Annotated in this window: 24 protein-coding genes; 7 read left to right on the forward strand and 17 right to left on the reverse strand. The window is 44.5% G+C overall.

All coding sequences use genetic code 11. The features are described from left to right. Window positions 1-291: a bacteriocin immunity protein gene (locus LHUE1_RS02335; protein ID WP_049171314.1), complete on the reverse strand. Its 291-nt coding sequence runs from the start codon at window positions 289-291 to the stop codon at window positions 1-3. Between the two features lie 764 nt (window positions 292-1055). On the opposite strand from LHUE1_RS02335, the gene LHUE1_RS02340 reads away from it, so the two are divergent. Then, window positions 1056-2033, forward strand: coding sequence for an aldo/keto reductase (locus LHUE1_RS02340; protein WP_213291504.1), 978 nt, complete (start codon window positions 1056-1058; stop codon window positions 2031-2033). 286 nt (window positions 2034-2319) lie between these two features. Here the strand turns inward: LHUE1_RS02340 and LHUE1_RS02345 are convergent, their stop codons facing one another. From LHUE1_RS02345 to LHUE1_RS02360, 4 genes are all read right to left on the reverse strand, one after another. Beyond that, entirely contained in the window at window positions 2320-3675 is a 1356-nt protein-coding gene (locus LHUE1_RS02345; protein ID WP_049171308.1) for a threonine/serine exporter family protein, read from the reverse strand. A 113-nt stretch (window positions 3676-3788) separates the two neighbouring features. Further along, entirely contained in the window at window positions 3789-5168 is a 1380-nt protein-coding gene (locus LHUE1_RS02350; RefSeq protein ID WP_049171305.1) for a bacteriocin secretion accessory protein, read from the reverse strand. An 11-nt stretch (window positions 5169-5179) separates the two neighbouring features. Further along, window positions 5180-7372, reverse strand: coding sequence for a peptide cleavage/export ABC transporter (locus LHUE1_RS02355; protein ID WP_049171302.1), 2193 nt, complete (start codon window positions 7370-7372; stop codon window positions 5180-5182). 313 nt (window positions 7373-7685) lie between these two features. Continuing rightward, complete coding sequence (locus LHUE1_RS02360; RefSeq protein WP_191978410.1) at window positions 7686-7832, reverse strand: bacteriocin-like peptide, LSEI_2386 family; 147 nt, start codon at window positions 7830-7832, stop codon at window positions 7686-7688. 168 nt (window positions 7833-8000) lie between these two features. On the opposite strand from LHUE1_RS02360, the gene LHUE1_RS02365 reads away from it, so the two are divergent. Both LHUE1_RS02365 and LHUE1_RS02370 read left to right on the forward strand, forming a co-directional pair. After that, window positions 8001-9302 carry a GHKL domain-containing protein gene (locus LHUE1_RS02365; protein WP_049171300.1) on the forward strand — a complete coding sequence of 434 codons (1302 nt, stop codon included), beginning with the start codon at window positions 8001-8003 and terminating at the stop codon, window positions 9300-9302. 1 nt (window position 9303) lies between these two features. Then, on the forward strand, window positions 9304-10110 hold the full coding sequence (locus LHUE1_RS02370; protein WP_049171298.1) for a response regulator transcription factor: 807 nt from the start codon (window positions 9304-9306) through the stop codon (window positions 10108-10110). A gap of 180 nt (window positions 10111-10290) precedes the next feature. Here the strand turns inward: LHUE1_RS02370 and LHUE1_RS02375 are convergent, their stop codons facing one another. The 4 genes from LHUE1_RS02375 to LHUE1_RS02390 all read right to left on the reverse strand — a co-directional run bounded on the left by LHUE1_RS02375 (window position 10291) and on the right by LHUE1_RS02390 (window position 13143). Then, window positions 10291-10572 carry a hypothetical protein gene (locus LHUE1_RS02375; protein WP_049171294.1) on the reverse strand — a complete coding sequence of 94 codons (282 nt, stop codon included), beginning with the start codon at window positions 10570-10572 and terminating at the stop codon, window positions 10291-10293. A 1135-nt stretch (window positions 10573-11707) separates the two neighbouring features. Beyond that, entirely contained in the window at window positions 11708-11866 is a 159-nt protein-coding gene (locus LHUE1_RS02380; RefSeq protein WP_047105543.1) for a hypothetical protein, read from the reverse strand. Window positions 11867-11893: 27 nt separating this feature from the next. Continuing rightward, on the reverse strand, window positions 11894-12091 hold the full coding sequence (locus LHUE1_RS02385; protein ID WP_213291503.1) for a ComC/BlpC family peptide pheromone/bacteriocin: 198 nt from the start codon (window positions 12089-12091) through the stop codon (window positions 11894-11896). Between the two features lie 431 nt (window positions 12092-12522). Continuing rightward, window positions 12523-13143: a CPBP family intramembrane glutamic endopeptidase gene (locus LHUE1_RS02390; RefSeq protein WP_080978145.1), complete on the reverse strand. Its 621-nt coding sequence runs from the start codon at window positions 13141-13143 to the stop codon at window positions 12523-12525. A 1902-nt stretch (window positions 13144-15045) separates the two neighbouring features. Here LHUE1_RS02390 and LHUE1_RS02395 point away from each other — a divergent pair. Continuing rightward, on the forward strand, window positions 15046-15804 hold the full coding sequence (locus LHUE1_RS02395) for a response regulator transcription factor (RefSeq protein ID WP_049171945.1): 759 nt from the start codon (window positions 15046-15048) through the stop codon (window positions 15802-15804). Between the two features lie 270 nt (window positions 15805-16074). Here the strand turns inward: LHUE1_RS02395 and LHUE1_RS02400 are convergent, their stop codons facing one another. From LHUE1_RS02400 to LHUE1_RS02425, 6 genes are all read right to left on the reverse strand, one after another. After that, window positions 16075-16245 carry a bacteriocin class II family protein gene (locus LHUE1_RS02400; protein WP_049171943.1) on the reverse strand — a complete coding sequence of 57 codons (171 nt, stop codon included), beginning with the start codon at window positions 16243-16245 and terminating at the stop codon, window positions 16075-16077. 194 nt (window positions 16246-16439) lie between these two features. Beyond that, window positions 16440-16988 (reverse strand): PedC/BrcD family bacteriocin maturation disulfide isomerase, encoded by a 549-nt coding sequence (locus tag LHUE1_RS02405; protein WP_049171939.1) that lies wholly within the window; start codon window positions 16986-16988, stop codon window positions 16440-16442. Between the two features lie 232 nt (window positions 16989-17220). Next, the gene (locus tag LHUE1_RS02410; protein WP_049171937.1) at window positions 17221-18051 is read right to left on the reverse strand and encodes an alpha/beta hydrolase; all 831 of its coding nucleotides are present in this window, start codon (window positions 18049-18051) and stop codon (window positions 17221-17223) included. Window positions 18052-18340: 289 nt separating this feature from the next. After that, on the reverse strand, window positions 18341-18784 hold the full coding sequence (locus tag LHUE1_RS02415; RefSeq protein WP_049171935.1) for an RrF2 family transcriptional regulator: 444 nt from the start codon (window positions 18782-18784) through the stop codon (window positions 18341-18343). A gap of 55 nt (window positions 18785-18839) precedes the next feature. Then, window positions 18840-20279, reverse strand: coding sequence for an MFS transporter (locus tag LHUE1_RS02420; RefSeq protein WP_049171933.1), 1440 nt, complete (start codon window positions 20277-20279; stop codon window positions 18840-18842). Between the two features lie 179 nt (window positions 20280-20458). Beyond that, complete coding sequence (locus tag LHUE1_RS02425; protein WP_049171931.1) at window positions 20459-20797, reverse strand: bacteriocin immunity protein; 339 nt, start codon at window positions 20795-20797, stop codon at window positions 20459-20461. A 303-nt stretch (window positions 20798-21100) separates the two neighbouring features. On the opposite strand from LHUE1_RS02425, the gene LHUE1_RS02430 reads away from it, so the two are divergent. Further along, window positions 21101-21277 carry a hypothetical protein gene (locus tag LHUE1_RS02430; RefSeq protein ID WP_160312074.1) on the forward strand — a complete coding sequence of 59 codons (177 nt, stop codon included), beginning with the start codon at window positions 21101-21103 and terminating at the stop codon, window positions 21275-21277. A gap of 192 nt (window positions 21278-21469) precedes the next feature. On the opposite strand, the gene LHUE1_RS02435 is transcribed toward LHUE1_RS02430, so the two are convergent. After that, entirely contained in the window at window positions 21470-22423 is a 954-nt protein-coding gene (locus tag LHUE1_RS02435) for an aldo/keto reductase (protein ID WP_010492394.1), read from the reverse strand. Between the two features lie 215 nt (window positions 22424-22638). On the opposite strand from LHUE1_RS02435, the gene LHUE1_RS02440 reads away from it, so the two are divergent. Together LHUE1_RS02440 and LHUE1_RS02445 are read left to right on the forward strand one after the other, a co-directional pair. Further along, the gene (locus LHUE1_RS02440) at window positions 22639-23370 is read left to right on the forward strand and encodes an SDR family oxidoreductase (RefSeq protein WP_047105472.1); all 732 of its coding nucleotides are present in this window, start codon (window positions 22639-22641) and stop codon (window positions 23368-23370) included. Window positions 23371-23404: 34 nt separating this feature from the next. After that, window positions 23405-24550 (forward strand): NADH-dependent flavin oxidoreductase, encoded by a 1146-nt coding sequence (locus tag LHUE1_RS02445; protein ID WP_049171928.1) that lies wholly within the window; start codon window positions 23405-23407, stop codon window positions 24548-24550. Window positions 24551-24561: 11 nt separating this feature from the next. On the opposite strand, the gene LHUE1_RS02450 is transcribed toward LHUE1_RS02445, so the two are convergent. Beyond that, a complete protein-coding gene (locus tag LHUE1_RS02450; RefSeq protein ID WP_010492411.1) occupies window positions 24562-24879 on the reverse strand; it encodes an SHOCT domain-containing protein in 318 nt (105 codons plus the stop codon). Window positions 24880-24905: the final 26 nt, after the last annotated feature.

The raw sequence follows: 24905 nt of genomic DNA on the forward strand, positions 1-24905 counted from the left end.
TTATCTAAAAAATAGACTAAAAACACTCGCCTCACCGTTATAGCGTTCACCCATCGGTCCAATTGCTATAAAGAGTCGTCCCGCCGCAGCCGGCATTTGCAAATGGTTCAGCAAAACGTACCGCGAAATCGTCCGCTTCAACTTGACCGCAACTATCTGATAAGCTGTCCCGTTTTGCAATTCTTGGGCCGCCATTAATAAGTCACGCCGAATTTGTGGGTAGGCCGTCATTTCAGGATCGTTGTAAGCTGTGTCGATCGCCTGAAATAACTGGGTTTCTTTTTTATTCATTTTGGGCACCTCCAGGATGAATGCAGTTTAGCGCGTTACTGTACTTGATGCAATGTTACATCGCTTTTTGTCTAGAAGAACGTGTCGTTTTGACAACTTGAAAAATAACGCAACGTTTATTTGGGAAAACCCAACGTTTATTTAAATTTTGTCACAACGCGGCGGTTTTGTCGCAAACTGAGGGTTAGTAAAAGTATTCATTGCAAAGCAACGGGAGGGCGCATATGACCGATTCAACCTACAAATTCGCTGTCGAACCAACCCTAGGGCAAAATTTACGAGGTGTCTGCTCATCATGAACGCAAAAGAAGCGCTTATCAGTACCTGTGTTTTCACGGTTTTCCTTTTTGGCGTTGATTTATTTTTAGGTGGCCACTTTCAGGTCTTCAGAAATCTGTTTACTGGAGTCGTGTTCTTTTTGATCGTCTGGATCTCGGGATACCTATTCCATAAGGAGGCGTAAATCTTGTTCGAGCCTGAGCCCATTGTGGATTTTATTGCGATGGGTTTTTGAATGTCCAGTTCTGGTGTCTGCCCGAAACTCCTTAATCCTCGTGCAGCCAATCCTATCAAATCCATATTGCATCGACACAAAATTATTTGTAAAGTTGAGATGGTGTTACGTCTCGCTTCGTGAAGTTTTGGGGGGACGAACCTTAGTGCAATGGATAGCCACCAAGCCAGCGCGATCCACTTTTAATCAGTGTCGCGCCTGCTTTTGCAAAAATTGGAAATCCTATTCAGGTTAAGAAAGGATCTTTCAAGTGAAATATCGTTTATTAGGCAAAACCGGTTACAAAGTCAGTGAAGTTTCCCTCGGCACTTGGCAATTAGGCGGCAAGTGGGGTGCGCCGTTTGATGCCAAGGTTGCGCGCGAAACTTTGGAAGAAGCTTATGCTCATGGCGTCAACTTTTTTGATACTGCCGATGGTTATCAAGGCGGTGAAAGCGAAAAAATGGTCGGCGCCTTTGTCAAACAGCATCCCGACGTTCATTTCACGACAAAAATCGGCCGTAAAGAAGAACCATTGACCGCCGAGCATTTTGATCCTGATCATGTACGCCGCTATGTCGATGAATCATTACAAAATATGGGCTTGGACAGCCTGGATATTGTCTTGTTGCACTGCCCGCCAATGCAGGTCTACTACCAACCCGAGACCTTCTTTGCACTGGATGCCTTGCAAAAAGCCGGCAAGATCAAGCATTACGGTGTCAGCATCGAGCGCGCCGAGGAAGGCATTAAAGCTTTGGACTATGACACGGCTGTCGTTGAAGTGATTTTCAACATGTTCCGTCTGCGCCCTGCCGAAACCTTCTTCCCGCTGGCCAAACAACATGATGTTGGCATTCTCGCTCGCGTCCCATTAGCAAGCGGCTTACTGACCGGCAAGTTCGATGAAAACACCAAATTTGCCCCGACCGATCAACGAGCCAACAATCGTCACGGCGAGCACTTCAGCAAAGGTGAAACTTTCTCCGGCGTTGATTATCTAACCGGCGTTAAAGCTGCCCGTGAACTTAAGGAACGCCTCGGCTCCGACAATCTCGCCGCAACCGCATTGCGTTTTATCTTAATGTATGATGCTGTTTCAGCCGTCATCCCCGGTGCCAGCAACCCTACCCAAATCGAACGCAACACCGATGCTGCGGACGTGCCGCCACTGACGCCTGAACAAATGGCAGTGGTCAAAGATGTGTATGATCGCATCATCAAAAATCCGGTTGGATATGAATGGTAACAGCTTCATCACTGTTGTCAAAAGCTGCCGCTCACCGATTTATATTGATGTAAGGGTACATTTACACGCCACCCAAGTGTGATCAAGGCCAGCTCACATGTTAGCTAGGTGGCATCAGGATTTATGCACCACTCATCGCTGCCGGCAGCTTTCTTTGGCAACAGCGCTGTTGCGACATAACGATTTGCTTCATTGCTGACAAATCAAATCATTCAAGCAATCAACGCAACAACCCCACTTTGCCAAGCAAAGTGGGGTTGTTTGTGTGCTTCGGATGACTAGAGGCTCAATCGCTTTTCCGCCACCGCGAATCCATAATCAGACGCGCGGTAAATAAGCCCAGTGGCAAAAACATGATAATGAGTGCCGCGCGGGTCATCCATTCCGCGCCAACGCCAATGTTGTTAAGACCGATATTATACACAGCCCGATAAATATAAAGGCCCGGAACCATGATCACAATTGACGGCACGGTCAGCGAAATTCGCGGATAGCCGTCAACCCGGTTGATCGCCGAGGCAATCAAACCGGCCACCAACGCACCGATAAACGCTGCCGCAGCTGGCGGAATCGTATTTAAATCCACCAGTTCAAGCCGCAACGTGTTGGCGACGGCCCCGATCAAACCAGCCTGAACTGCCATGCGCCGCGGGCTGTTGAACATTACGGAGAAACCGAAAACCCCACAAAAGCTGGCGATGAGCCGGAAAACCAGTAAAAGTGCCGGATTAAGGCCTAAATCGGCAAAATTCTCCGGGCGCAAGTGCACCACCATGGCCACTAACCACCCAACCAATGAAGCGACAATCGTGATCATCAAGGCATATAACAGCCGCTCCATGCCTGAGCGCATATCCTGCTTGGAAATATCCAACATACTGGTGATAAACGGGAAGCCCGGAATGACGAATAACATAGCACCGATATAGCCAGCCTCATGCCGTGCAGCAATTCCCAAGCTCATTTCCAGGCCTCGGAAAACAAGAAAGTAAACCAGACAGGCAACCGCAACACTGACCCCGATGCACGCCAGCAACGTCCAATTGCGCCGAATCATGATCCCGCGCAGCCAGTTACCGATACCCGCACCGACAAAACAACAAATCATCTCAATCGGACCGCCTCCAAGCAGGAAAACGAAGGCACAACAGGCCAACGCCGCAGCAAGACCTGCACGAAGCGGATCATAGTTGCCGGACATTTTCTGAATCTGATCAAGCCGGTGATGAATATCCCGCACCGTCTCTTTGGCATACTGCGTATCAAACTCGCGCACAAATCGTTCCAGCGCATCCAACTTGTCCGTGTTCACACCACTTTGCGGCAACGATAACACTTCGGAATAAGCGTGGTTATTGCTGAAGCAGGTATACGACAATGAAATTAAGCCAATGTCAGCCGAACACGACATCCGCAAGGCTCGCGCCACCGTGTTCATGGCTTCCCGAACTCGCCACGCCCCTGTGCCACACGCCAGCAGCATAATGCCAACCCGGCCAACAAGCGATGCCCGTTCTTCAAGCGTTGCATGATCCGCCTGACGTTCTTCGCTAACGATGACGTCATACCAAGGAATCTGCATATGGTGTTTTTCTGAAAGCGGTGGATTCCCCTGCGCCGCCTGATTACTTTTTGACGTCATAACTTGTGCCAATCCTTCTTCTTATAGGAATATTCGTTTTGAAAAATGAAAAGAAACATTCACTATTTTAGCACAACTTTAGCTGGCTTATTTTAAAAATATCGCCGCACTTGTTACTGGCGATTGAACATTTTATCAACAAAATACTGCCAATACGTCTTTGTACCGGTAATCACGGTTGCTTCTCCAGCGATGCCATAGTAGAGCGACTGTTGATGTGTTTTAGACAAGTGTACCCTAGCCTGGGCTTTAAAGTAGTTGCCGGTTTTGGGATTTACGGTCGGTGCAACGTCAACTGCATAAATCCTGCCCGTTACCGTCATAGGCGTCGGAACGTTCCGAGCGATTCGTAAGCGAACGTTTTGACCGCGTTTCAGGCTCATGACCTCAGTCGGCGAAACTGCTAGCTTCAAATCAGCTTCTTTTTGCTTAGCCAAATCCGGCAAGATCTGGGCTAAGACTGTGCCGGTGGGAATGTACTTGTTGCCACTTAGAGTTGCTTCAAGATGCAAAATCCCGTCGGCTGGCGCTTTGACTTGATAGTTATTGCGTTGATCTTTGAGTGCCGTGAGTTTTGCCTCGCCTTCCTGAATGGCCTGTTGCACCTTCAGTTGCTCTGCCGCGATGGTTTGCTGCATTTTGTTTTGCAAAGAAGCTAACTTTGCCTCATTTTGCCCTGTTTGTTGCGTAGAAAGATCGGCTTGCTTTTGGTTGGCGCGTTGGGTTTTTAGTGCAGCGAGCGCCTCTTTTTCACTTGTCAGCAGATTTTGCAGCTGTGACTGGTATTGACCTTTTAAGTTGCCAAGATTAGCTGTCTCCGTATTTTTGGCTTCGGCTTGATATTGCGCATAAAGGTAACTATAAATATGGTCGGCTTTTAGCGGCTGATCGGTTCGGATGGCGTTTTGAGCCTCGCGAATCGCTGCTATTTTATCCTCGCTGGCTTGCATACTGGTCCGTAACAATTGATCAATTTCCTTGTTCTTGGCATTAGCCACGTTTTGGGTTGCATTCACGGCTTCCGACTCTAGTTCGTAAACCCGGCGCTGATTGAGATAATCGCGCACTTGTTGCTGATAGCCGAACTTGTCAGCACTGGTAAAAAGATCCTTATTGGCGGCAATACTCCGATTGAGCGTGTCCAAATGGCCTTTTTGATCTTTTAGCGTGTCCAACTGTTGGTTCAACACCTTTAATTGTGCATGATTGGCTACATCGTGATACACCAGCAGCGTCTCGCCTTTTTTGACCCGCTTGCCTTCCTTCATATGATTCGTCACAATCCGATTCGCTGCTGTCCCCTGAATGGTTACGGCAGTTTTAACTGGGGCAATTTCCGCCGCAATTGTCACGGTCACCTCGCGTTTAGCAAAAATTAAAAAGAGCAACAGGCCTATAAACAGAATCGCTGTCGGCAAGATAATCATGGTCGAAAAATTGCGGTAACGATGATTATAAAACTCGGTGGTCTCTAATTTCTTAAGATCAATCATCGTCAACCTCCTTATTCACTCACCAACCGCGCATAATATCCCTGCTTCGCCAGCAGTTCGGCATGATTGCCCTGCTCAACAATTGCCCCGTGATCCATCACCACGATCTGCTCGGTTTTAGCCGCGATGGTGAGTCGGTGCGCAACAAAAATAATCGTTCGATCCTTCATTGCCAACAATCGATCCACAATCCGCCGTTCTGTAATGGTATCCAGACTGCTAGTTGACTCATCAAAAATCAGCACTTTGGCCGGCGACAACAGTGCTCGCGCAATCGCCAATCGCTGCTTCTGCCCGCCTGATAAAATGCTCCCGCTTTCCGTGAGCTTGGTCTGCCACATTTGCGGCAGATTCATAATATCCGTGGCAATCTCCGCAACAGCACATGCGTCTTCAAGTTGCGCCTGCGTCAAATCGGCACGACTGCCTAACGTTAAGTTTTCCATCACCGATCCGGAAAAAATAAATGGTTCTTGCGGCACATACTCGATATATTGCCGTAGCGTCGTGAGCGCCACATCATCGATCTGCGCGCCATTAAAAGTGATTTTCCCCCTGCCTGTTTCGACCGGGTAAAAACCGACCAATAATTTGGCCAAAGTTGATTTACCTGACCCACTCATGCCGACAATCGTGTATTTAGCGTTTGCGGGCACTTCAAGATGGACATGCTTCAAAATATCCTGACCAAATCCATACTTAAAAGAAACGTCATTCACAATGATGGCGCCATCGATCAAGCTGCGATCGGTCAGATGGCGCTGTTCTTTAAACTCAGATTCAACCAAATAAACCTCATTCAGCCGATTATTCGCCACCTTAGCCATTTGCAATTTTGGTTGCAAGTTAATGATGCTTTCTAACGGATTGGTGAAGTATGACAGCAAGGCATTGAACGTCAGCATCTGCCCCAAGCTCATCTTGTTAGCCATCACCAGACTCGCCCCAATCCACAACACCACCACATTCAAGACGAGTTTCAGCAACCCCTTGATGGCTTGTTGAAGTTGGTCAGCTTTCGCGTAATTGAATGACTTTTTTAAATACGTAACGAATTCACGGTCAACCCGTTCATAACTGACTTTTTCGCCTGTCAGCGACTTAATGGTCTCAATACCGTTCAGATCCTCAATAATCGATGAGCTCAAAATGGCATTGCTTTCCATTGTCTCTTGATTCAGCCGATTGAAAGGACGTTGAAACGCGAAAACAATCACCAAGTAACAAGGCACCGCAATTAAGGACACCAGGAACAATGTGGTATTTTGAATGCCCAAAACAATGCCTAAAATAAGCACGATCCAAACGTCAAGAAACAGGGTCATAATCGTATTCGCCAAGGCATCGATAATTTTATTGGCATCCGAAAACCGCGACACAATCTCCCCTGTCCGGCGCGTTGCAAAAAAGGACATGGGTAATTCATACAGATGCCGAACGTAACCTAAAATAACGTCAATCGACAATCGCTGGCCTAAAACCGCCATCAAGAAATTCTGGCCATACGTCAAAACGGATTGGAGAATGTAGGCGAGAATCAGCCCACTGGCGATCATCCCTAACGTCGTCCGCATGGCACTTGGAATGTAGGTATCAATGATCGATTGCAGAAAATACGACCCAACAATGCTAATCATCGTGATCAACAAAGCCGCCACAATAATATTGGCAATGATCACTTTTTGCCGCGCGAGCAACGGCACGAAGGCAAACAAACTGCCTTTGTCCTCTTTGCGCGGTTGATATTGCGGTTCAGGAGCAATAAAGATAGCCACCCCCGACCACTCCTTGGCAAACTCCTCTTTTGAAAGCCAGGTCATCGCGACTGAAGGGTCAGGATCACCGATTAAGATATGATCCTTCGTCGCCTTAAACACGACATAATAATGCGACAACTCGCCGCGCTTCAAAACATGAACCAAAATCGGATATGGCGCATCATCCAAATCAAACAACGTCATATCCGCCTTAACTGCCTTGGTTTCAAAATGAAGTTCCTGGGCAGCACGAACAATGCCTAACGCTGTTGTTCCTTCCTGATCCGTCTTTGCTAATTGCCGTAAATGTGCGAGCGAATAGTCGGACCCATGAAACTTCAGCAACATATTAAGCGCCGCAACGCCGCAATCACGCTCATCCACCTGAGGCGTGTAATAGCGTTTGAAGTATTTTGCTTGGCCTAGTTTAAATTTGTATTTGAACATCCACGGCCTCCCCTTATTGGATTTCAGATTGTAAAGACTGCAACGTCAACAGTTCGCAGAGAGATGCGACAAGTTTGCTCGGAGCTTACCCTTTTATCATAGTTGTTAAGGTTAAGCATATTAACTGCCACGAAAACAAATTTATGGTAATATGACCCTGCTGAGAACCAATAGCATCTTAAAATAGAGAATTTAATATTAAATAAAAATCACAATTTACTTTTTATTTAATAAAAGTGGCTTATCCGCTGCTTCATTCATGCATCCTTGACGAAGATATCAGGCCCAAAAGCAGATCTTTTTCCTGCACCCCTTATTGTTTTCCTCGAAAAAGACCAGCAATCCAACTTTTTAAATCCTCAAACGGCTGACTCGAGACACGATTGGTGCCTCCGCGCACTTGCGAAAGGCTGTAATCGGACATGGTTGTCTCCTTCTGAATACTCTTTTGGTCAGTCATGGTAAGTTTCCTCCTAGACACTTTATTTTGATACCATCAGCCTAGCATGAATGGCACAGCTGTTGTTAAACAAAAAATTAACGTCGTATTTTGGCCAATTAACGTCGTTTTATGACACGAATGCAAAAAATAAATTGGCCTATTCTCAAGGAAACGGGTGTTTTTAATATGGTCAGTCTTCCCGGTCATATATACTTTTTTATAAATTGGCCAGTCTTCATTTTTGGCATTGGGTTTCTTTCGTATATCTTCTTTTGCCGTATCCGTCCGCTTCACGTTGCTTTATGGTCAATTACTGGAACGACGCTTTCGTTGTTTTTTCTAACTTATGGAGAAATCAGTTTTTGCTTAATTTATGCATGGTATATATCCAAAACGAACCAAAGTTCTGACAAATTCTGGGTCTTTATCTTTATGGAAGTTAATCTCATCATCATCACGATTCAAACCTGTGTCATAAGAACTTTCGCTGCGGCAGGTATAAAACACCTAATTTTAATCAGTGTGGTTACCACACTGATTCTAACTGCAATATTAGCAGTGATTGTGATATGGCTCTTAGTAAAGAAACAAACGCAACTTGACCAGCTACGAATGCTCATCAGGGAGCAAAACCATCTCCAGAAATCAGTTATTCTCTATACAGGTGCCACATGCGTTTCGTTGTACTGCTTTGAGGCGATATCTAATTTAGTCAACATCGGCATCATGTTGGACTTGCTTATTCTCGGTATCTTTACGCTGTCAATTATCATCAACTTATATTCACTTTTCTTGATTTTGAAGTCGTTCAGTTACTATGTTGAACTCACCTGGATCAAGCGGGCCGAGGCCTCTCAGCGGGCGTACTACACTACCCTGAGCCAACAGCAAAAAAACACGAACAAGCTTCTACACGACTACAAAAATCTGTTAGCATCGCTTCAACTGTCTCTGCAGCAATCCTCTTCAACCATCTCGCCGGATACCCAAGCCATCCTTTCGCGAGCCCAGGCATCGCTAAATCAGGCAGAACTAGGCAAAAGTTCATTCACATCAATTAAAAGTGATCCTTTAAAAAGCTTGCTTTATTTAAAATGGGCTGAATCAATGAACCACAATGTCATCATGAATGTCCAAACTAAAGGAATCATTCATCCTCTAGAAAGTGCCCTTGGTTTTGCCATTATCAGAGCGCTTGGCATCTTGATCGACAATGCTCTAGAGGAAACGGTCAGAATTAAACATCATCGCTTCAACGTCACGTTAATTGCCTTGGAGCAAGGTCTAGAAGTCAGCGTCATAAACGATGTCGATCCTGATTTTAATCTGGCAAATCTCGAAAAGAAGGACTTTACGACTAAGGGCGACGGACATGGCAATGGCTTGTCCATCATCAATGAGCTCATGCAACAAAACAAAAATATCCTTATCAGAAAATCGGTTATTAACCAACAGCTGAAAATCACTTTATTCATAGGGGATTCATGATATGACTACCAACCGTACAACCTTAAAAATCTTCATCTTGGAAGACGATGCTACCTTCCTAAGGTTCATCGAAAAGACACTAAACAACTACATCATGATTGAAGAATTGCATGCCGAAATTAAAATCGCTACCCAATCTGCTACGGATCTGTTAAACGCCATTGATCTACAGCAAATTAATGACAGCTTCTTTCTGCTGGACATTGATATTCCCGGATCCTCTATCAATGGTATTGATATTGCCAACATTGTCCGGAAACATTCGCTATATGCAGACATCATGTTCATTACCAGCCACACCGAACAAGCACTTGCCATTCTATCCCAGAAGATTCTACCTTTAGACTTAGTGGATAAAAGCGTGCCTGCAGAAGTTGAAACGCGACTGCGTACCAATCTTGTTCAAGGGATAAAGCGATTACGGTCACGTCAACTCGAATCTCCACGGCTATTCAGCTACCAGATCGGAGCCAATCTCTTTTCACTTCCGCTAGACGACGTGCTGTACATTCAAACCGTGCTCGGTACACCTAGCACGCTCGAATTGCACGCTAAACATGAAACCACGACTTTCCCAGGGAACTTAAAGGAAGTTTCAACTCGATATCCAACCTTATTTCGATGCCATCGAAGTTTCCTGCTTAACCCCCTTCACGTTCACAAATTGAACGCCTCTGGTCGGTTTGTTTACATGGATAATCAGGATAAGCTTGACGTCAGCATTCGTAAAGTTTCAGCTTTACGTAGACTCATGGCAGCGGCTAATCGTTCACATGCTGAGGCTAACAATCTGGCGGATGACGCTTAAAAAAACGCCCGTCACCCTCGCGGCAAGTGCAAAAAAGGCCCAGAAATTCTTCCGTTTTCGAAGGAATATCTGGGCCTTTAGAAAGCTTGTCGATTGAGCTGACTTTTCGCCGATTCTCGGGCTATTGGTCGCTGATTCAAAGAACAGCTGAAAAAGCATATTAAGGAATACAACAGCCGCTCATTCACTTGCGATCCAATCATAGTTGCCTAATTGTTTGTACTCAAAGACAGCATCCCAAAATGTTTTTTCTGACTCACTGAAAGAAATACTGTCAGACAATTTGATAACTGCGGTGTTAAAGAAGTATTGGAGCTTGTTGTGGAATGCAAGACCATCGCACGTTTTCAACACTTCTAATTCTCGGTCAACAAACAGTGCTGTTTCAGAGTTTTTATGACACATACTCAACTTAATGGCTAGCTTCTCCATTGCAACAATTATCTCATCTTTAGATGGCATTTTTCTGCTCCTACCCGCAGTTGCGTGATTCTTCTGCCTTTATAAACAAACTTTTAAATATGGTCATTCCTTGTTGTTTCGTTGTCGATCATACGCTCTTGTCATTGTGAACAGTTTTCTCAAAAAATCGTACGAATTGGATAGAATTGCAATGAGGATAATCGCATACACCTGCCAACTCGCATCATCAGACATGATCCACAGTAGTGTGAACAAACAAATCTGGACTATCCATATAGAAAGCGGCTGTCTAAGTCGCTTATGATCAAATGCAGCCATTTCTTTCATGTAAGTGAATTCACCTTCGATTTCGCCGATAACTGCTCGTGCAACAGTGCGCACAAACCCAAAGAGAATCCGAGATATGGACCGGAAAGGAAACCCTAACAGCTCTTGCTTCTGCAGTGCCAGAGCCACATTTTCCTGAACGGTTATCATCCCGTCTCTCTTAAGAGCACGCCGATTATAAACTCGTTACGGGCTTTTTTCTACGATGTTTAAAGCCGTCAATTTCCTAGTAAGTGTAATTTGCCGGAATGCCTAAAAATGTGCTTAATAACGCGCATCACCATTGCAAAGGTTGCCAAACTAATTGCAAAAACACTTCTCAAGCCTTTGAACTCTTTCGCTAATTATCGTCAGTGCTTTAAGTTCATCATTGAGTCGAAAAAAATGGAGACTTTCAAGACCAGAAAGTCAAGACAATTTACGGTCATAAAGCTCTAAGCATAGGTAATAAACCATATTGCATTTAAAACGTAAGCACGTATAAAAGATATTTCGTTATCACTATCGAGGTACTTATCATTCCAAACTCGATAATGCCCGTTTTTTTTGCTGAGTGTATATACAAGAACCCCTAATAGATACACCAATACAAAAATAACTAAAAGTAAAGTTTTTGTCATATTCATACGTACTTTCATCTCTAAATTTAGCGGTGTCCACGAATAAGTTGTCCGCCGACATCAAATCCCGCAGACACTGCACACCCACCTATGGCGTTTCCTCCGAAAGCAACACCTAGCAAAGCGCCTTTAGCGCATGAACCGATCACTGTTCGACAAAGCAACAGCTCTGCAGATCAAACAAATTTAGGCCAGTACTAGATCCACATGCTCTCGATATGACTTTGTTATGGCCTCTCCCAGCCTTGTTTAAACCCATCAATCAGCTGGTCAGCATGATTAAATGCATCTGTCGCCAGAATACCTAGAATCGTTGCTACCGGAATCGCGAACGGTAAAAAGCCACCTGTAATCTGGCAAAGTTCGGAATCTTTTAAGTTGGTCATGACGCTCATCCTTTCTTTTGACTCATCCTATGGCAGGTTTTCTTTTCGTTTAAGCTCGTTGAGAACATCGATGCTAAGACTCATTGCAGGTGCCACAAAACCACCTTGAACCCAGCTTCGTGCAATCGCTCCGAGTCCCATGCCAATGTAAGTCCAAAAATTATCAGTGCCGCCACCACTGATCCGTTCCAGGCTGCTATCATCCAACGTCACGAATTGTTGCATGGCGTTTCCTCCATTTCTTCGACTTATTCACAGCCGATATATTTAAACTTTTTAGGGTGCTAGCTTCCCTAAACACAATATACGATAGGTTTGAGTTCATCTGATTAATTAATTTTAAACGTCGGTATTTTTGAACTTTTCGTAGTGAATTTAACCAAAGACGACAAAATTCAACGAAAAAAGCCGATTTTGCGACGTTTATTTTTTGGCTGGATCATCTTTAGTCGCCGCCAGAGCATTAAAAGCGGTGATTAATTCGACAAGCAGGTAGCGCCTTGCTGGAATTAATCGCCGCTTTCAACGAACATGCTGTTGGTATAATGCGCCGTAGCACAACAGAACCATCAGGGATTAGACACTATCGACAGCCAGGTTTGCCATGGCAATAACGAGTCACTTAACTTTTTCAGGTAGGCAACTCCTATAAGTGCCTAAAAGTTAAGGAAAAATACGACTGTGTTGACAACCATGTGGGCAACAATCGACGCGCTGATATCTGTCTTACCACGATTACAGAAACTGAAAATCAAAGCCATTAAAAAATACAAGATGATGAGCGGAGAAAGATAGTCATGTAGCAGGGAAAAGCCAAGCGATGACACGACCAGTCCAAGAATTGATCCGCGAAAGATCCTTTTGTTCAAAATACCTCTAAACAGAACTTCTTCCCAAAGTGGCCCACAAATACATGCGTACAGTGGGATAAACGGTGTCATGTTGGGATCCAGTTGCGAGCCTTGGATATTCGGAAAAAGTTCAGCAAAGATCACCTCCAGGATTAAGACGAGTATACCGCCAAGCAATCCGATGAATATTTTCGAAGGTGAAGGCTTTAGATAAGACACTGCAGCGAGATACTTATATGAAACGAACATATAAAAGAAAGTGAGCACATACCAAATAACCAAAAAAATCGGATTATTCGGACGAACAAAACCAATGCCCCACAGCGCTACTTGCGGCATCACTAGTCCAAACCATATTGCAAATCTTAAATTGCTTACTCCGCCATGAGAATCTATCCTTGGATTCAACGACACTTCCCCTTCCATAAAAAAGCGTTCGCATGTCGGCAGCCGGCATTGCGAACGCTTTTGTGGCTAAATACATTCAAATTAGCTCTTCATTTTTCATCTTTGTATTTTCCTTTTTCTCGGCTTTAAAAATACCGTGATATAAAAATGAAGTCCAAGTAGGATGAATCCAGCGATCAAGCCAAAAGTTCCTAGGTATTTGAAAAGATAAAACGGCACAATAAACATCGGAACCGCTAGTATTCGCGGAATTCCCACAGAAATGAATCTTCGCATCGAGAACAGCGCGAATGCAAAAAGCGACAGTCCGATCAGGAGCGATAACGGAGCATATAGTACACCAATGGTATTGGCCACTAGTGCACAGACAAAATAAAGCAAAAATTCTGTCACAGTGACTTGTAGAAAGGCACGTTTGCTAATCGGTAATCGCAAATTTGCAAAAGACCACATGCCACGCCAGTTTTTTAAATACCCATTCAAGATTCCCACAAAAAATTCCCCAATCTATCATTTCTTCAGCAAAATATTACCGATCCGTGATTGAACTTGGCAATTCGACCGCTAACTCTCCTGCAAAATTGGACGGACAATTGGCAACCCGTATCTTTTCCCTGGCAAATGGACTGGTTCTATCAAGGTCTTATTCCAGAGTAGATCGTCAAATTTCGTGAACGCATTGCCGCCCACGACTTTCTCAAGTGTACGTCGTGTTAACGCATGAAATGGTTCACCGTTCAGTTTAGTCATTTAGAATCACCTTTCTCAAAATTGGAGATGTTGAAGACTAAAAGGCATTTTAACGTAATGACCTTAGTTAGTGTCTCTTAGCCATCCCAATTGTCACTTTCTATCCACTTTTATCTTCAGCGTTGAATGTCATCGCTCGACCATCATTCGCATACGGCTCATCTCTTTAATCTATTAATCAGATTCGTCCCGGCTATAAGGATGAACAGAACGAGTAAAAGCCAATAGTAACGATCGATTAATGAAACCCGCGGCAATACTTTTAAATCACTTAACATTAACCACATAGTTGCGGTTAAAAACACGGCCCAAACCAGAACAATGCTAACTGTTCTTATTTTCATAGAAATTCTCCGTTAATTGCGATTGACGATACTCCTACTTAAAAGCCCCAAACTGTGAAGCCATGCAGTACAACGAGATCCTCTCGAATCAAATTAGTAGGCTAGCTTCCCTACACACAACATACAACTTAATGCATACTTTTAGGTTCTCAAATTTTAAACGTTGAAATTTGCCGTTTTTTCGTTGCCTTCTTTTCTAAAGGCGTCAAAAGACGACGAAAAAAGTGCTTTTCATTGCGTTTACTTTGTGAGTACGCTAGTCTTCTGAAATTTTCACGCCAAATCCATCTTCACTAACATCCAATCAGCCTTCCCCATTCAACCGGTTACCGCCATAGGCTCTCTTCGATCCCTAATCATATTAAGATTCACCTTTCTTTGAAACTTCGGCCTTGCACTAACTTCAAGCATAGGCAAGCGTTAATAAATAACTACACTAATCTAATGGAGGCTATTTTATGGTTAAAATAGTTCTAAATACATGCTCATTTTTATTTTGTGTGTTATTATATTTACTGGGTAGAGGCAATGGCCCATCGTTAAATGTTGTAAGCATATTTTTGATCAGTAAGTCTTTGTCCCCTTTTAAAAATTTATTTCAAGGGTCTTAAAACGCTAATTCCGTCTTTGCTATAGTATTCGAATAGCTGCGCTTAATGAATACGGTTTTTAACACCCCAGACCAATGCTTAATTATAAAGTCTCATTATGCCCAACGAACCTCCATGTTAACCGTAGTCGTTATTAATAAATAGTTTAGCAGTATGTTCCATAAGGTTACTTCCGGATTAAGCTAACAACCGTTGTGTTTGCTGGAGGATTGCATATGTTGCAGAGTCAAAACGTACTTCATATTTACATTCTCGAAGATGATCCTGATTATCTTACATTTTTGTATAAGATGTTACAGCGTCGCATTTCATTTGAGGAATGGCCCGCCAAAATTGAACTTGCCACCACATCACCAAATGAATTAATTTCAAATATTGATCAGCGGATTGCAAACGATAGTATATTTTTTCTCGGCTTTGGGTTCACAAATTCATTGAAGGATGGTGTTGATGTTGCACTTGCCATTAGAAAGAAATCACTATATGCAGATATCATCTTCGTTACCGGTCACACTGAGCAAGCATTGACGATTCTATCGCATAAGATTGCTCCATTGGATCTGATCACCAAGGACAGTTCGATCCCTGTAGATTCACTCGTTCAAGACAATGTTGAATATTCCCTTAAACGCCTTAGAGCCCGAAAGCTAATGTCCCCGAGGTTATTTAGTTATAGCATGGATTCAAGCGTCTTCTCGTTTCCATTGAATGAAATAATTTATATACAAACAATCCCAGAAAAATCAAGCATGTTAGAGTTCCACGTAAAAAGTGAGTCCGTACCTTTCTCTGGTAACCTTAAGGATTTGACTTTAAAATATCCTACGTTGTTTCGTTGTCACAAAAGCATTCTTCTCAATCCCTTACATGTCATCAGTGTAAACACCTCAGAACGATTTGCTTACATGGACAACCACGACAAAGTTGAAGTTAGTTTCAGGAAAATGGTCGCTCTTCGTCAGATGTTGCGATAATCCATAGTATTTTCGGACACGTCAATCAATATTACTTCGTCAACTCCACCGTGTTATGTACCAATATCCTTGATCACTCAAACACCGACACCCTTTAAGTCAAGACTATTTTAAAACTTCTATTCACTTGCATCAAAGAACTTATAAATCCACAAAAACAGAGAAGTCTCACAGTCAATTAAGCAATTATCTTGCGACTATGAAACTTCTCTTATTCATTTGGCACAATGGTGAAGCAACTTTTTCCAAAAAAATACGTTTCAGAAAAGATTAGCAAAAAGTAGCATAACCCACCATTGCTCCACCCCAATATCCAACTGGTCCGCCAGCGCTTCCTAATAAAGCGCTCCCGATCGTTCCCGCATAACATTTAACCCAATTCTTTCCACCCATAATGTTCGCCATTTCTTCGGTATTCATCTCTACAAATAACTCATTCATATTAATTTCTCCTCTTCTTTAGTCGTCGATAAGTGATGATTTCTGCATAAATAACCAAAAGCAATCCAGTAATTATTAGAATGCCGTTTGCTGATAGAATTTGATTAGCATAGAACAACTTGCCAAGAGTGACAAATCCTATCAATAGAAGCAAATTTAGGGGTAAAAGTTGTCTATACTCTTTAGGAATCATATCAATTTGCATAGCTCATCGATATTCTTTTTAAATATTGAAGATCAGCTAGAGTTGTTGCTGATCCGACAAACTCTTTTTCTGCAACCCCATCTATAAGCAATTCAAAAGTTGGAGTACCGTAAAAATGAATCTGGTTATTTAAGATGTTTAACATCACTGCTTCTTTGGAACCTTCAAAATCATTTAAACTAGTGTCCAAATCAATATAATAGATCGGACGATCCATTTGAGGGATAAAGTCTTTGAGAACCTTAGAAAACTCCCGACAATATGGACATTCTTTGTAACCTATAAACAGATAGAAGCTTGTTTTTGATTTTAATAATTCAATCAACTTCCAACCGTCGATTTTGACGACACCCTGGATATTTGACACATATTGAGTCTCAGTAACATCTGTTTCAAACTGCTTTCCCAAAACATCTGTTTGACCCACATTACTAGCATCAACAACATTAGGTTTCATTATTGTCGTCAAGAGTGTCATGGAGAGAATGAAAGCCACGAAACCTGTTATACATTTTGGGCATTTCACTTCATGAGTCATACATTCACCACCTTTCTGTGTCTTCATAATACCGTGAAAACAGAGCGATGAATTAAAAAGATTTAAACGTATGATTTTAACTAATTAACGTCAAATCGAGACCAAAATAAGCTTTGATTCTTGCAAATCTTTCCTAATAAGAAACATTTCCCCCGTGGATCATCTAATAAAGACCACTTGTTTCAAATCTCAGGTAAAGCTCGAAGGAACATGTTGTGTTGACGGCTCAACCTTATTTCTGATTCAAAAATTTATAAAGATGCGCATTCACAACTTTATTCCGCTGATGCAACTGACTATGCTGCGCCCGATGCCTGATTTCGTGTTCCGTGTATTCTCTGACCCGATCAGCTACAAGGTACCTTAGTGACTTGGCCGAGCCAATTGGCACTCGGCCATCGGAGCCGTCACCAAGATTGCCAAAAAGATTGAGCACCTTGGCTGTTTTTGGGAAAAACTGGCGGTTGCGGTAAAAATCGGCATACTGCTTCGACATCTTTTGAAGCTGCCCCTTCGAATTTTTGGTAACTGTCTTACCGCTATTGACTCCCATTCCCGGAATGGCATTGAAAGGGCCACCAACGGCCGCAAATTTTTTCAAACTTGGCATACCCGTCTTATTCGCTTGCGACGCCCAGTATGTCCATCCCAGCGAACCGGCAGAATGGCCAACCGCGTTAAAATACCTGACACCATAACGAGTCTTCAGTTGTTTGAGAATTTTGCCGAGTGCAGAGGCATCTTCCGGATTGCCGCTTTCAAAAACGACCGCAATTAACGGATGCTTCACGTTTGGTCGCCATTTCCCCTTAACCACCAGCCGGCCATCTCTCTTAATCAGATAATAAAGCACTTCCTGATAGCCGGCATACTGACTAAGCCCGTCAATCATCCCTTTTTCCGAGGCATAGCTGCCGCCAAAACCATGGACAAATAAAGTCGGCACTTGATTGGTCTTACCTGTTTGACCTTGTGCAACTGAAGATTGGCGATTTGATTGAAGTCCAAACCAACCAGCCGTCATCATGAAAAAAATCAGTGCGATTTTAGCGAAAAACTTCATGGTCTTACTCCTTGTCTACTTAGGCAATGGGATTAACTACTTGGACTACCATTGTATCATGCAACGTTTTTTCTTTTAATTATTTTGCCTCGTCCGCTGATAAGGCACCATCTTTCCTGAAACCCGACTTCTAAGCGGTTCATCAGATTCCGTCTAAACAGTCTTCATTGAAAATAGATTTACCATCCTCAATTTCTAAATTTGCCATAAGATCGAAAAAGCCACTTCATCCAAACCCAACATGTACGGGGGGTTGAATAAAGTGGCTATTTGTAACGATTTGTTTCGACTAATCGCGGTCTGAGCCCTTAGCCAGATCAGCGAGGCTGGTATTTTTTAACACCTTCAGCATCGCTTCTTCGGCTTGGTTCAATACCTTTGAGCTAGCATCAAGCCAGCGCTCAACCCTTGTTCCATTGACAAAAGCACTTGGATCCACTGCTTCATGAATTTTAAATAGCGGTGTTCTGCCTTCAATGGCGATCAAGATATCGTAAATGGTAATCGCGTCAGCAGGTTTGGCCAATCGCAGTCCACCATTGAGACCGGTTTTGGAGCTCAAGATGCCATTCTTTTTAAGTGTTGCCGATATTTTCTTAATGCTGGGCACCGGGATATTCAACATTTCGGAAATCTTTTGGATCGATAAATATTGGTCACGCTGATCTTGTGACTTCGCATTGACATAGGCAGCAATGTCGAGCGCTTGCGAAAATGCAACGGAAAAGGCCATCGAATATACCCTCCAATTAATCGATTAAGTATATTCCATTATACCAATTATCTGATCAAGCACTGCGCTTTTCTGCGGGAATGATCAAAGTCAGCACGAGGACAATGCCGACAAGGGTCATCCCGACGCCGATTAACATGGCCTGACCAAAAACATCGGCGATATTCGTCAGCCTTCCGGTCGTTGCCGCAAAAACAGCAAGTCCCAAAGCACCGCCGAATTGACGCGCTGTGTTGTAGACGCCTGACGCGGCACCTGATATCTGCGGCCGAATTCTAGCTAAGCCTGAGGTGGCTAATGTCGCGAAAGCCAGCGCAAACCCAACAGCAAATCCCAGTGTTCCGAGCAACAGTAACCAATAATTGGCAAAGCGTGAGACAACTACGAGTTCTGCCAGAGAAAGTGAAACAACCACGAATCCGAAAAGCATGACACTCGAATTATGCCAGCGATCGACGAATGTTCGGGCCCGGACTGCCACAATAAACAGTAAAATTGCCATTGGCACCATACCAAGCGCTGTCATGAACGGTGTCAGTCCAAGCGCTTTTTGCATAAACTGCGGCGTATAGAACCAAAAGCCGATCGCCGCGGCACTAAATAACAGTGAACTGACATAGGATGCCATCCGTTCCTTATCCGTAAAAATCTCCAGTGGCATTGTCGGATGGGCAACGCGTCCTTGACTGATAATAAATGCGCCCCATAACACCAATGAAATCAACAATGTCATTACTGGCCAAGGACTGCCATCAAGACCATATGAAATCGAGGTCATCGCCAAAACTGATAAAATTGTGCCAATCCAGTCAATCTTCCCGGTTTGGCGCTTAGCACTAGGCAAATACCGCGCTGCAATAATCACCATCAGCAACGCAATCGGTCCGTTAATGTAAAAACCGACCCGCCATGAAGCAAAAGTGGCAAAAAAACCACCGATCACCAAACCGACTGCTGCGCCGGCGCCAATGACAGACGCATAATAGCCAATTGCCCGCTGGCGTGCTTTTCCTTGAAAGGTATCGGTTAAGAGCGCGAGACAATTCGGAGCAAGTACTGCGGCACCAATCCCTTGAATCGCGCGAAAACCGATCATGATCGGCGCATTGGTTGCCGCTCCGACAACAAGACTACCAATGCCAAAAATGATTAAGCTTGCAATAAAAAGCGGTTTACGTCCATAAATATCGCCTAATTTCCCGCCTACAAGCATGAACCCCGCATAAGTCAAGGCATATGCAACCTGCACCCATGACAAGGCATTGGCATTCAACTGTAATTGTGCCGCCATCTTAACCGTTCCTGTATAAACAATCGAGGTATCAAGCACCCCAAGAAAAGCACCGATCAGCGCCAGTCCTAAAATGATACGCTGTGTGATCGACATGATGTTAGTTTTAATCGGCTTGGATTCAGTCAAGTCCGTATCTTCAAGTGATTCATCAGCTACCAGCCTATCTGCAGCCGCAACCTCTTTGTCTTCTGTTTTATTCATATGCGATTCTCCCTTCCTTGGTTCAATTAGTATATTCCGTATATACTAATATTGCAATTTTTTTTTGTATAAAAATAGCCGTAGACTGCTCCACGGCCAGTTGCAGCAATGATTTATTTGGGTAAGGTTGTCATTTTCAACGATTCCCCAGTCAGTTTACCCCGGATCTCACACCAGTATTAATGACCACCCCAAACAATCGGCATGGCACCTAATCCTGCTGCCAGCGCCTGTTTTCGATAACGGGCGGCGTCAGCCTCGCTTATGGCGACATCTTTCTTAATGAAGTTGAAAATGTCCACCAGCTCTTTTGGCATCGTATGATGAATGAGATAATACATTGAAATATCGTGGGACAACTGGGTCACCGCAGTCACATAAGCTTTGTCATCATCGCCTTCATCAAGTTTCTTGGCATTGATTTTGATTAGCGCCTGTAAATCTGCCTGTGCTTTGATCGTTGGACTCGAATAAGCCTTGCTTAACAAGTCTAATAAGGTTTCACGTTTGTCTGGCATCTTGCACTTCCTCACGAAAATCGGCTTGCGTAATTTCACTCTTCTGAAATCTTGTCTACTTTCCAAGTACCCATAGGATGCTCCGGGAAGTTAATGATTGAAAGTCCAACCTCAGCGCTCTTAAGTAGGCACGAGATATTAACTTTTTTTAACGCAGTAAAATCTCCTTTTTTCGTCGTCATTTACCATTTTAAAAACCTCAGACGACGAAAATTGCCAAATTACCTACGTTAAAATTTTTTGATTCCCGAAGTCATGCTGTCATCGTATACTGGGTGTAAAGAAGTCTGGAGGAACTTTCAAATGATCATAACCGCAGATATGGTACTAAGAGTGATTACATGGATCAGCGCCATTTCCTTGGTGCTGTATATCGTTGCTGCCGCGTTCAAATGGCTGCCTTCATCTGATTTTGTCGTCCCGATGCTATTGTTATCAGCCCTGATTTCATATTTTGTCTCATCAATCGATGAAGAATGAAAAGATCAACGCATAGCTTTTTGCCGCGTAAGAATTGATGTACGGTTGCAAATTTCCATTTTGCTAAGGGATTCCAACGAACCAAAAAGTCCGACAAGATTTTGACATTTAGTCAAATTTTGTCGGACTTTTTAACGAGCCACGTAAAATTAAAATACTTCAGTTGCGTGCCCTTAACACGCTAGCTGATGTTTACGGCAAATCATTGCCTGCCGCAAAGTAAATGTTGTACCACTCTTGCCGCGTCAGCGTGATGTCCGCGCCAGCTGCACTTTCCTTAATATGCTCAGGATTCATGGAGCCGAGGATAACCTGGACACCAACCGGATGGCGTAAGAGCCAGGCAACGGCGATGGCATTTTTATTGGTGTGGTAGTGGTCGGCGACTTTTTGCAGTTCATCGTTCAGATCCTTGAACTTCGGGCTGTCGATGAAGGTGCCTTCAAACATTCCGTATTGGAACGGTGACCATGCCTGTAATGTCATCTGTTTGCGCTGGAGATAAGGCAACAGACTGCCATCATGGTCGATGGACCGATCGTCTTCCATGTTCGTGTGCATGCCTGCGTTGACCATGCCAGTATGAGCGACCGAGAATTGCACTTGGTCGATTAACAGATGCTGGTGAATGCCACTTTGTAGTAAGGCAATTTGCTCGGGATTAAAGTTTGAAACGCCGAAGTGACGAACTTTGCCGCTTTGCTGCAACTCGTCAAATGCCGCCGCCACATCGTCCACTTCCATTAATGGATCCGGCCGGTGCAATAACACTGAATCGAGATAGTCGATTTGCAGGCGCTCCAAGATCTTATCAACTGCGCCCAGCAAGTGTTCCTTTGAAAAGTCATAGCGCCGGCCAAAAACAAGACTGCCGTGTGAACGATCTGGGTCAACCACGATACCGATCTTCGACTGAATATAGAGTTGATCGCGGTTAACACCGGATTGCTTCAAGGCTTCACCGAAAACTTCTTCCGACTTGCCTTGACCATAAATATCCGCGGAATCAATAAAGTTAATGCCGTCATTATACGCACTGTCTAAAACGATCGCAGCTTTTTCCGGCGAAAGTACATTCATGCGCATGATGCCCAGTGCCACGCTTGAAGCCTGCCAGTTAGAACCGCCTAATCGCACTTGTTTCATGTCTTAAAAACCCCTTTCAATGCAAACTTAACCATCGTGATATCATCTATCACAACCGTAACCGCCTCTAGTTTAGCCCCTAAAGTCCACTTGAGGTCAAGCCATTATTAGAATTTCAATATAACGACTTGTCATCATCTTTTTCGCGCGGTAATTTAAATATATAGTCACTTATTTTTTATCAGCAAAAGTCCCTTATTAGGAGGTCAATTTTCATGACTGTTAAAGATAAAGTCGTTGTTATTACCGGTGCATCCAGCGGTATTGGTGCCGCGACCACGCAAGTATTGGCGCAAGCCGGTGCGAAATTGGTGATTGGTGCACGGCGCACGGAGCGGCTCGCCGAATTGGCTAAGCCTTTTGGCGATCAAGTTCGTTATCAAGCAACCGATGTCACCGATCAGCAACAAGTTAAAGCCTTAGTTGATTTGGCCATCAACACCTTTGGCCACGTCGATGTGCTGTATAACAATGCCGGCCTCATGCCGCTGTCGGAACTTTCTGAGTTGAAGGTCAATGAATGGGAGCGGATGATCGACGTCAACATCAAAGGCGTCCTTTACGGGATCGCCGCCGTCTTGCCACATATGATCGCTCAGCATAGCGGGCAAATTATTACGACTGATTCGGTTGCCGGCCACATCGTTCATCCCGGAACCGCAGTTTATTCCGGAACCAAGTGGGCGATTCAGGCAATTATGGATGGTCTCCGGCAAGAGCAGGCTGCCAACCATATCAAAACGACGATGATCTCCCCAGGTGCTGTTAACACCGAGCTGTTCAGCACCATCAGTGATCCTAAACGGCGCGAAGCAGTTGAGTCCGATGAAAAGAATAACGGCCTCAGTGCAACCGATGTCGCCAATGCGGTTTTGTACGCCATTGATCAGCCGGCCAACGTTGCCGTTAACGAGGTTCTGATGCGCCCAGTTACCCAACAGCGTTAACCCGTACCCTTGTCTTTTGCAAAAGGAGCTTTAAATGTCAGAGTATTCTTTTTTGAAACCATTCACTTTTAAACATCAAGCAATCCAGTTGAAAAATCGGATTGTGATCCCACCGATGACCACGCGCCTTTCGTTTGAAGATGGCACGGTCACCAGTGATGAAATTCGCTACTACCAAGAACGCGCTGGCGGTGTGGGGCTTTTTATTACCGGAACCGCCAACGTTAATCCGCTGGGTAAAGGCTTTGAAGGCGAATTAAGTGTTGCGGACGATCGGTTCATTCCCGGTCTCAGTAAACTGGCCGCTGCCATGAAAACCGGTGGCACCAAGGCGGTTCTGCAGATTTTCAGTGCCGGCCGCATGAGCAGCAGCAAGATTTTGCGCGGCGAGCAACCGGTCAGCGCCAGTGCCGTCGCCGCCCCACGTCCCGGTTATGAAACGCCGCGCGCACTCACGACTGCCGAGATCGAAGCAACGATTCATGATTTTGGTCAGGCGGTGCGGCGCGCGATTCTCGCCGGATTTGATGGCGTGGAATTGCATGGTGCCAACACGTATCTGATTCAGCAATTCTTTTCCCCGCACTCTAACCGGCGAACCGATGAATGGGGCGGCAATCGGGACAAGCGGATGCGCTTCCCGTTGGCTGTTGTTCATGAAGCCGAAAAAGTGATTGCGGCAACCGCTGATCGGCCATTTTTGCTGGGCTACCGGATTTCACCCGAGGAATTGGAAGAGCCGGGCATTACGTTGGATGATACGCTCGCCCTTATTGACGCCTTGAAAACCACCAAGATTGATTATCTGCATGTTTCACAATCCGATGTCTGGCGAACTTCGCTGCGTCAGCCGAATAACCCCGCAATTGTGAACGAAGTCATTCGGGATCACGTTGCCGGTGCCTTCCCGATCATCGTGGTCGGCGATGTCAAAACGCCTGCCGATGCCGAAAAAGCTGCGCAGGCATTTGATCTTGTCGCTATCGGCCACGAGCTGATCCGCGAGCCACATTGGGTTCAAAAAGTGTTAACCCACGACGAAAAGGCGATCCGTTACCAGATCGCCCCTGAAGATCTTGATGAGTTAGGGATTGCCCCGACTTTCCTTGACTTCATCGAAAGTATTTCCGGCGGCGCCAAGGGTGTTCCTTTGACGACCGCACTAGCTGACGACCATTAAGCCGTTGCAATTTAAAATTTAAGTTCATCATGCGAGTCGAGCCGTAATAGCTCGGCTTTTTTCTTGTTGTATTCGTCTTGCGTAATCGCCCCAGTGTCGAGCAGATCCTTATAGGCTTTCAGCTTGGCAATGGTCGCCTGTTCATCCGCTTGTTCCTGAGCCGTTTTGGCTGCCTGGGCTGCCGCTTCCTGCTGCTTGCGGTGGTAGTACAAGTAAAGCGCGACGCCTAAAACAACGATGGCCAAAACAATGTACCAAAATTGAATCAGAATGGCGATGACGACCAGAATGGCAAAAAGGCCTGCGCAACCCATTTTTTGATTTTTCATATTGTCCTCCATATGTGCCGCTAGTA

Source organism: Lacticaseibacillus huelsenbergensis (assembly GCF_029726355.1).
In the GTDB taxonomy this organism is placed as follows: Bacteria; Bacillota; Bacilli; order Lactobacillales; family Lactobacillaceae; genus Lacticaseibacillus; species Lacticaseibacillus casei.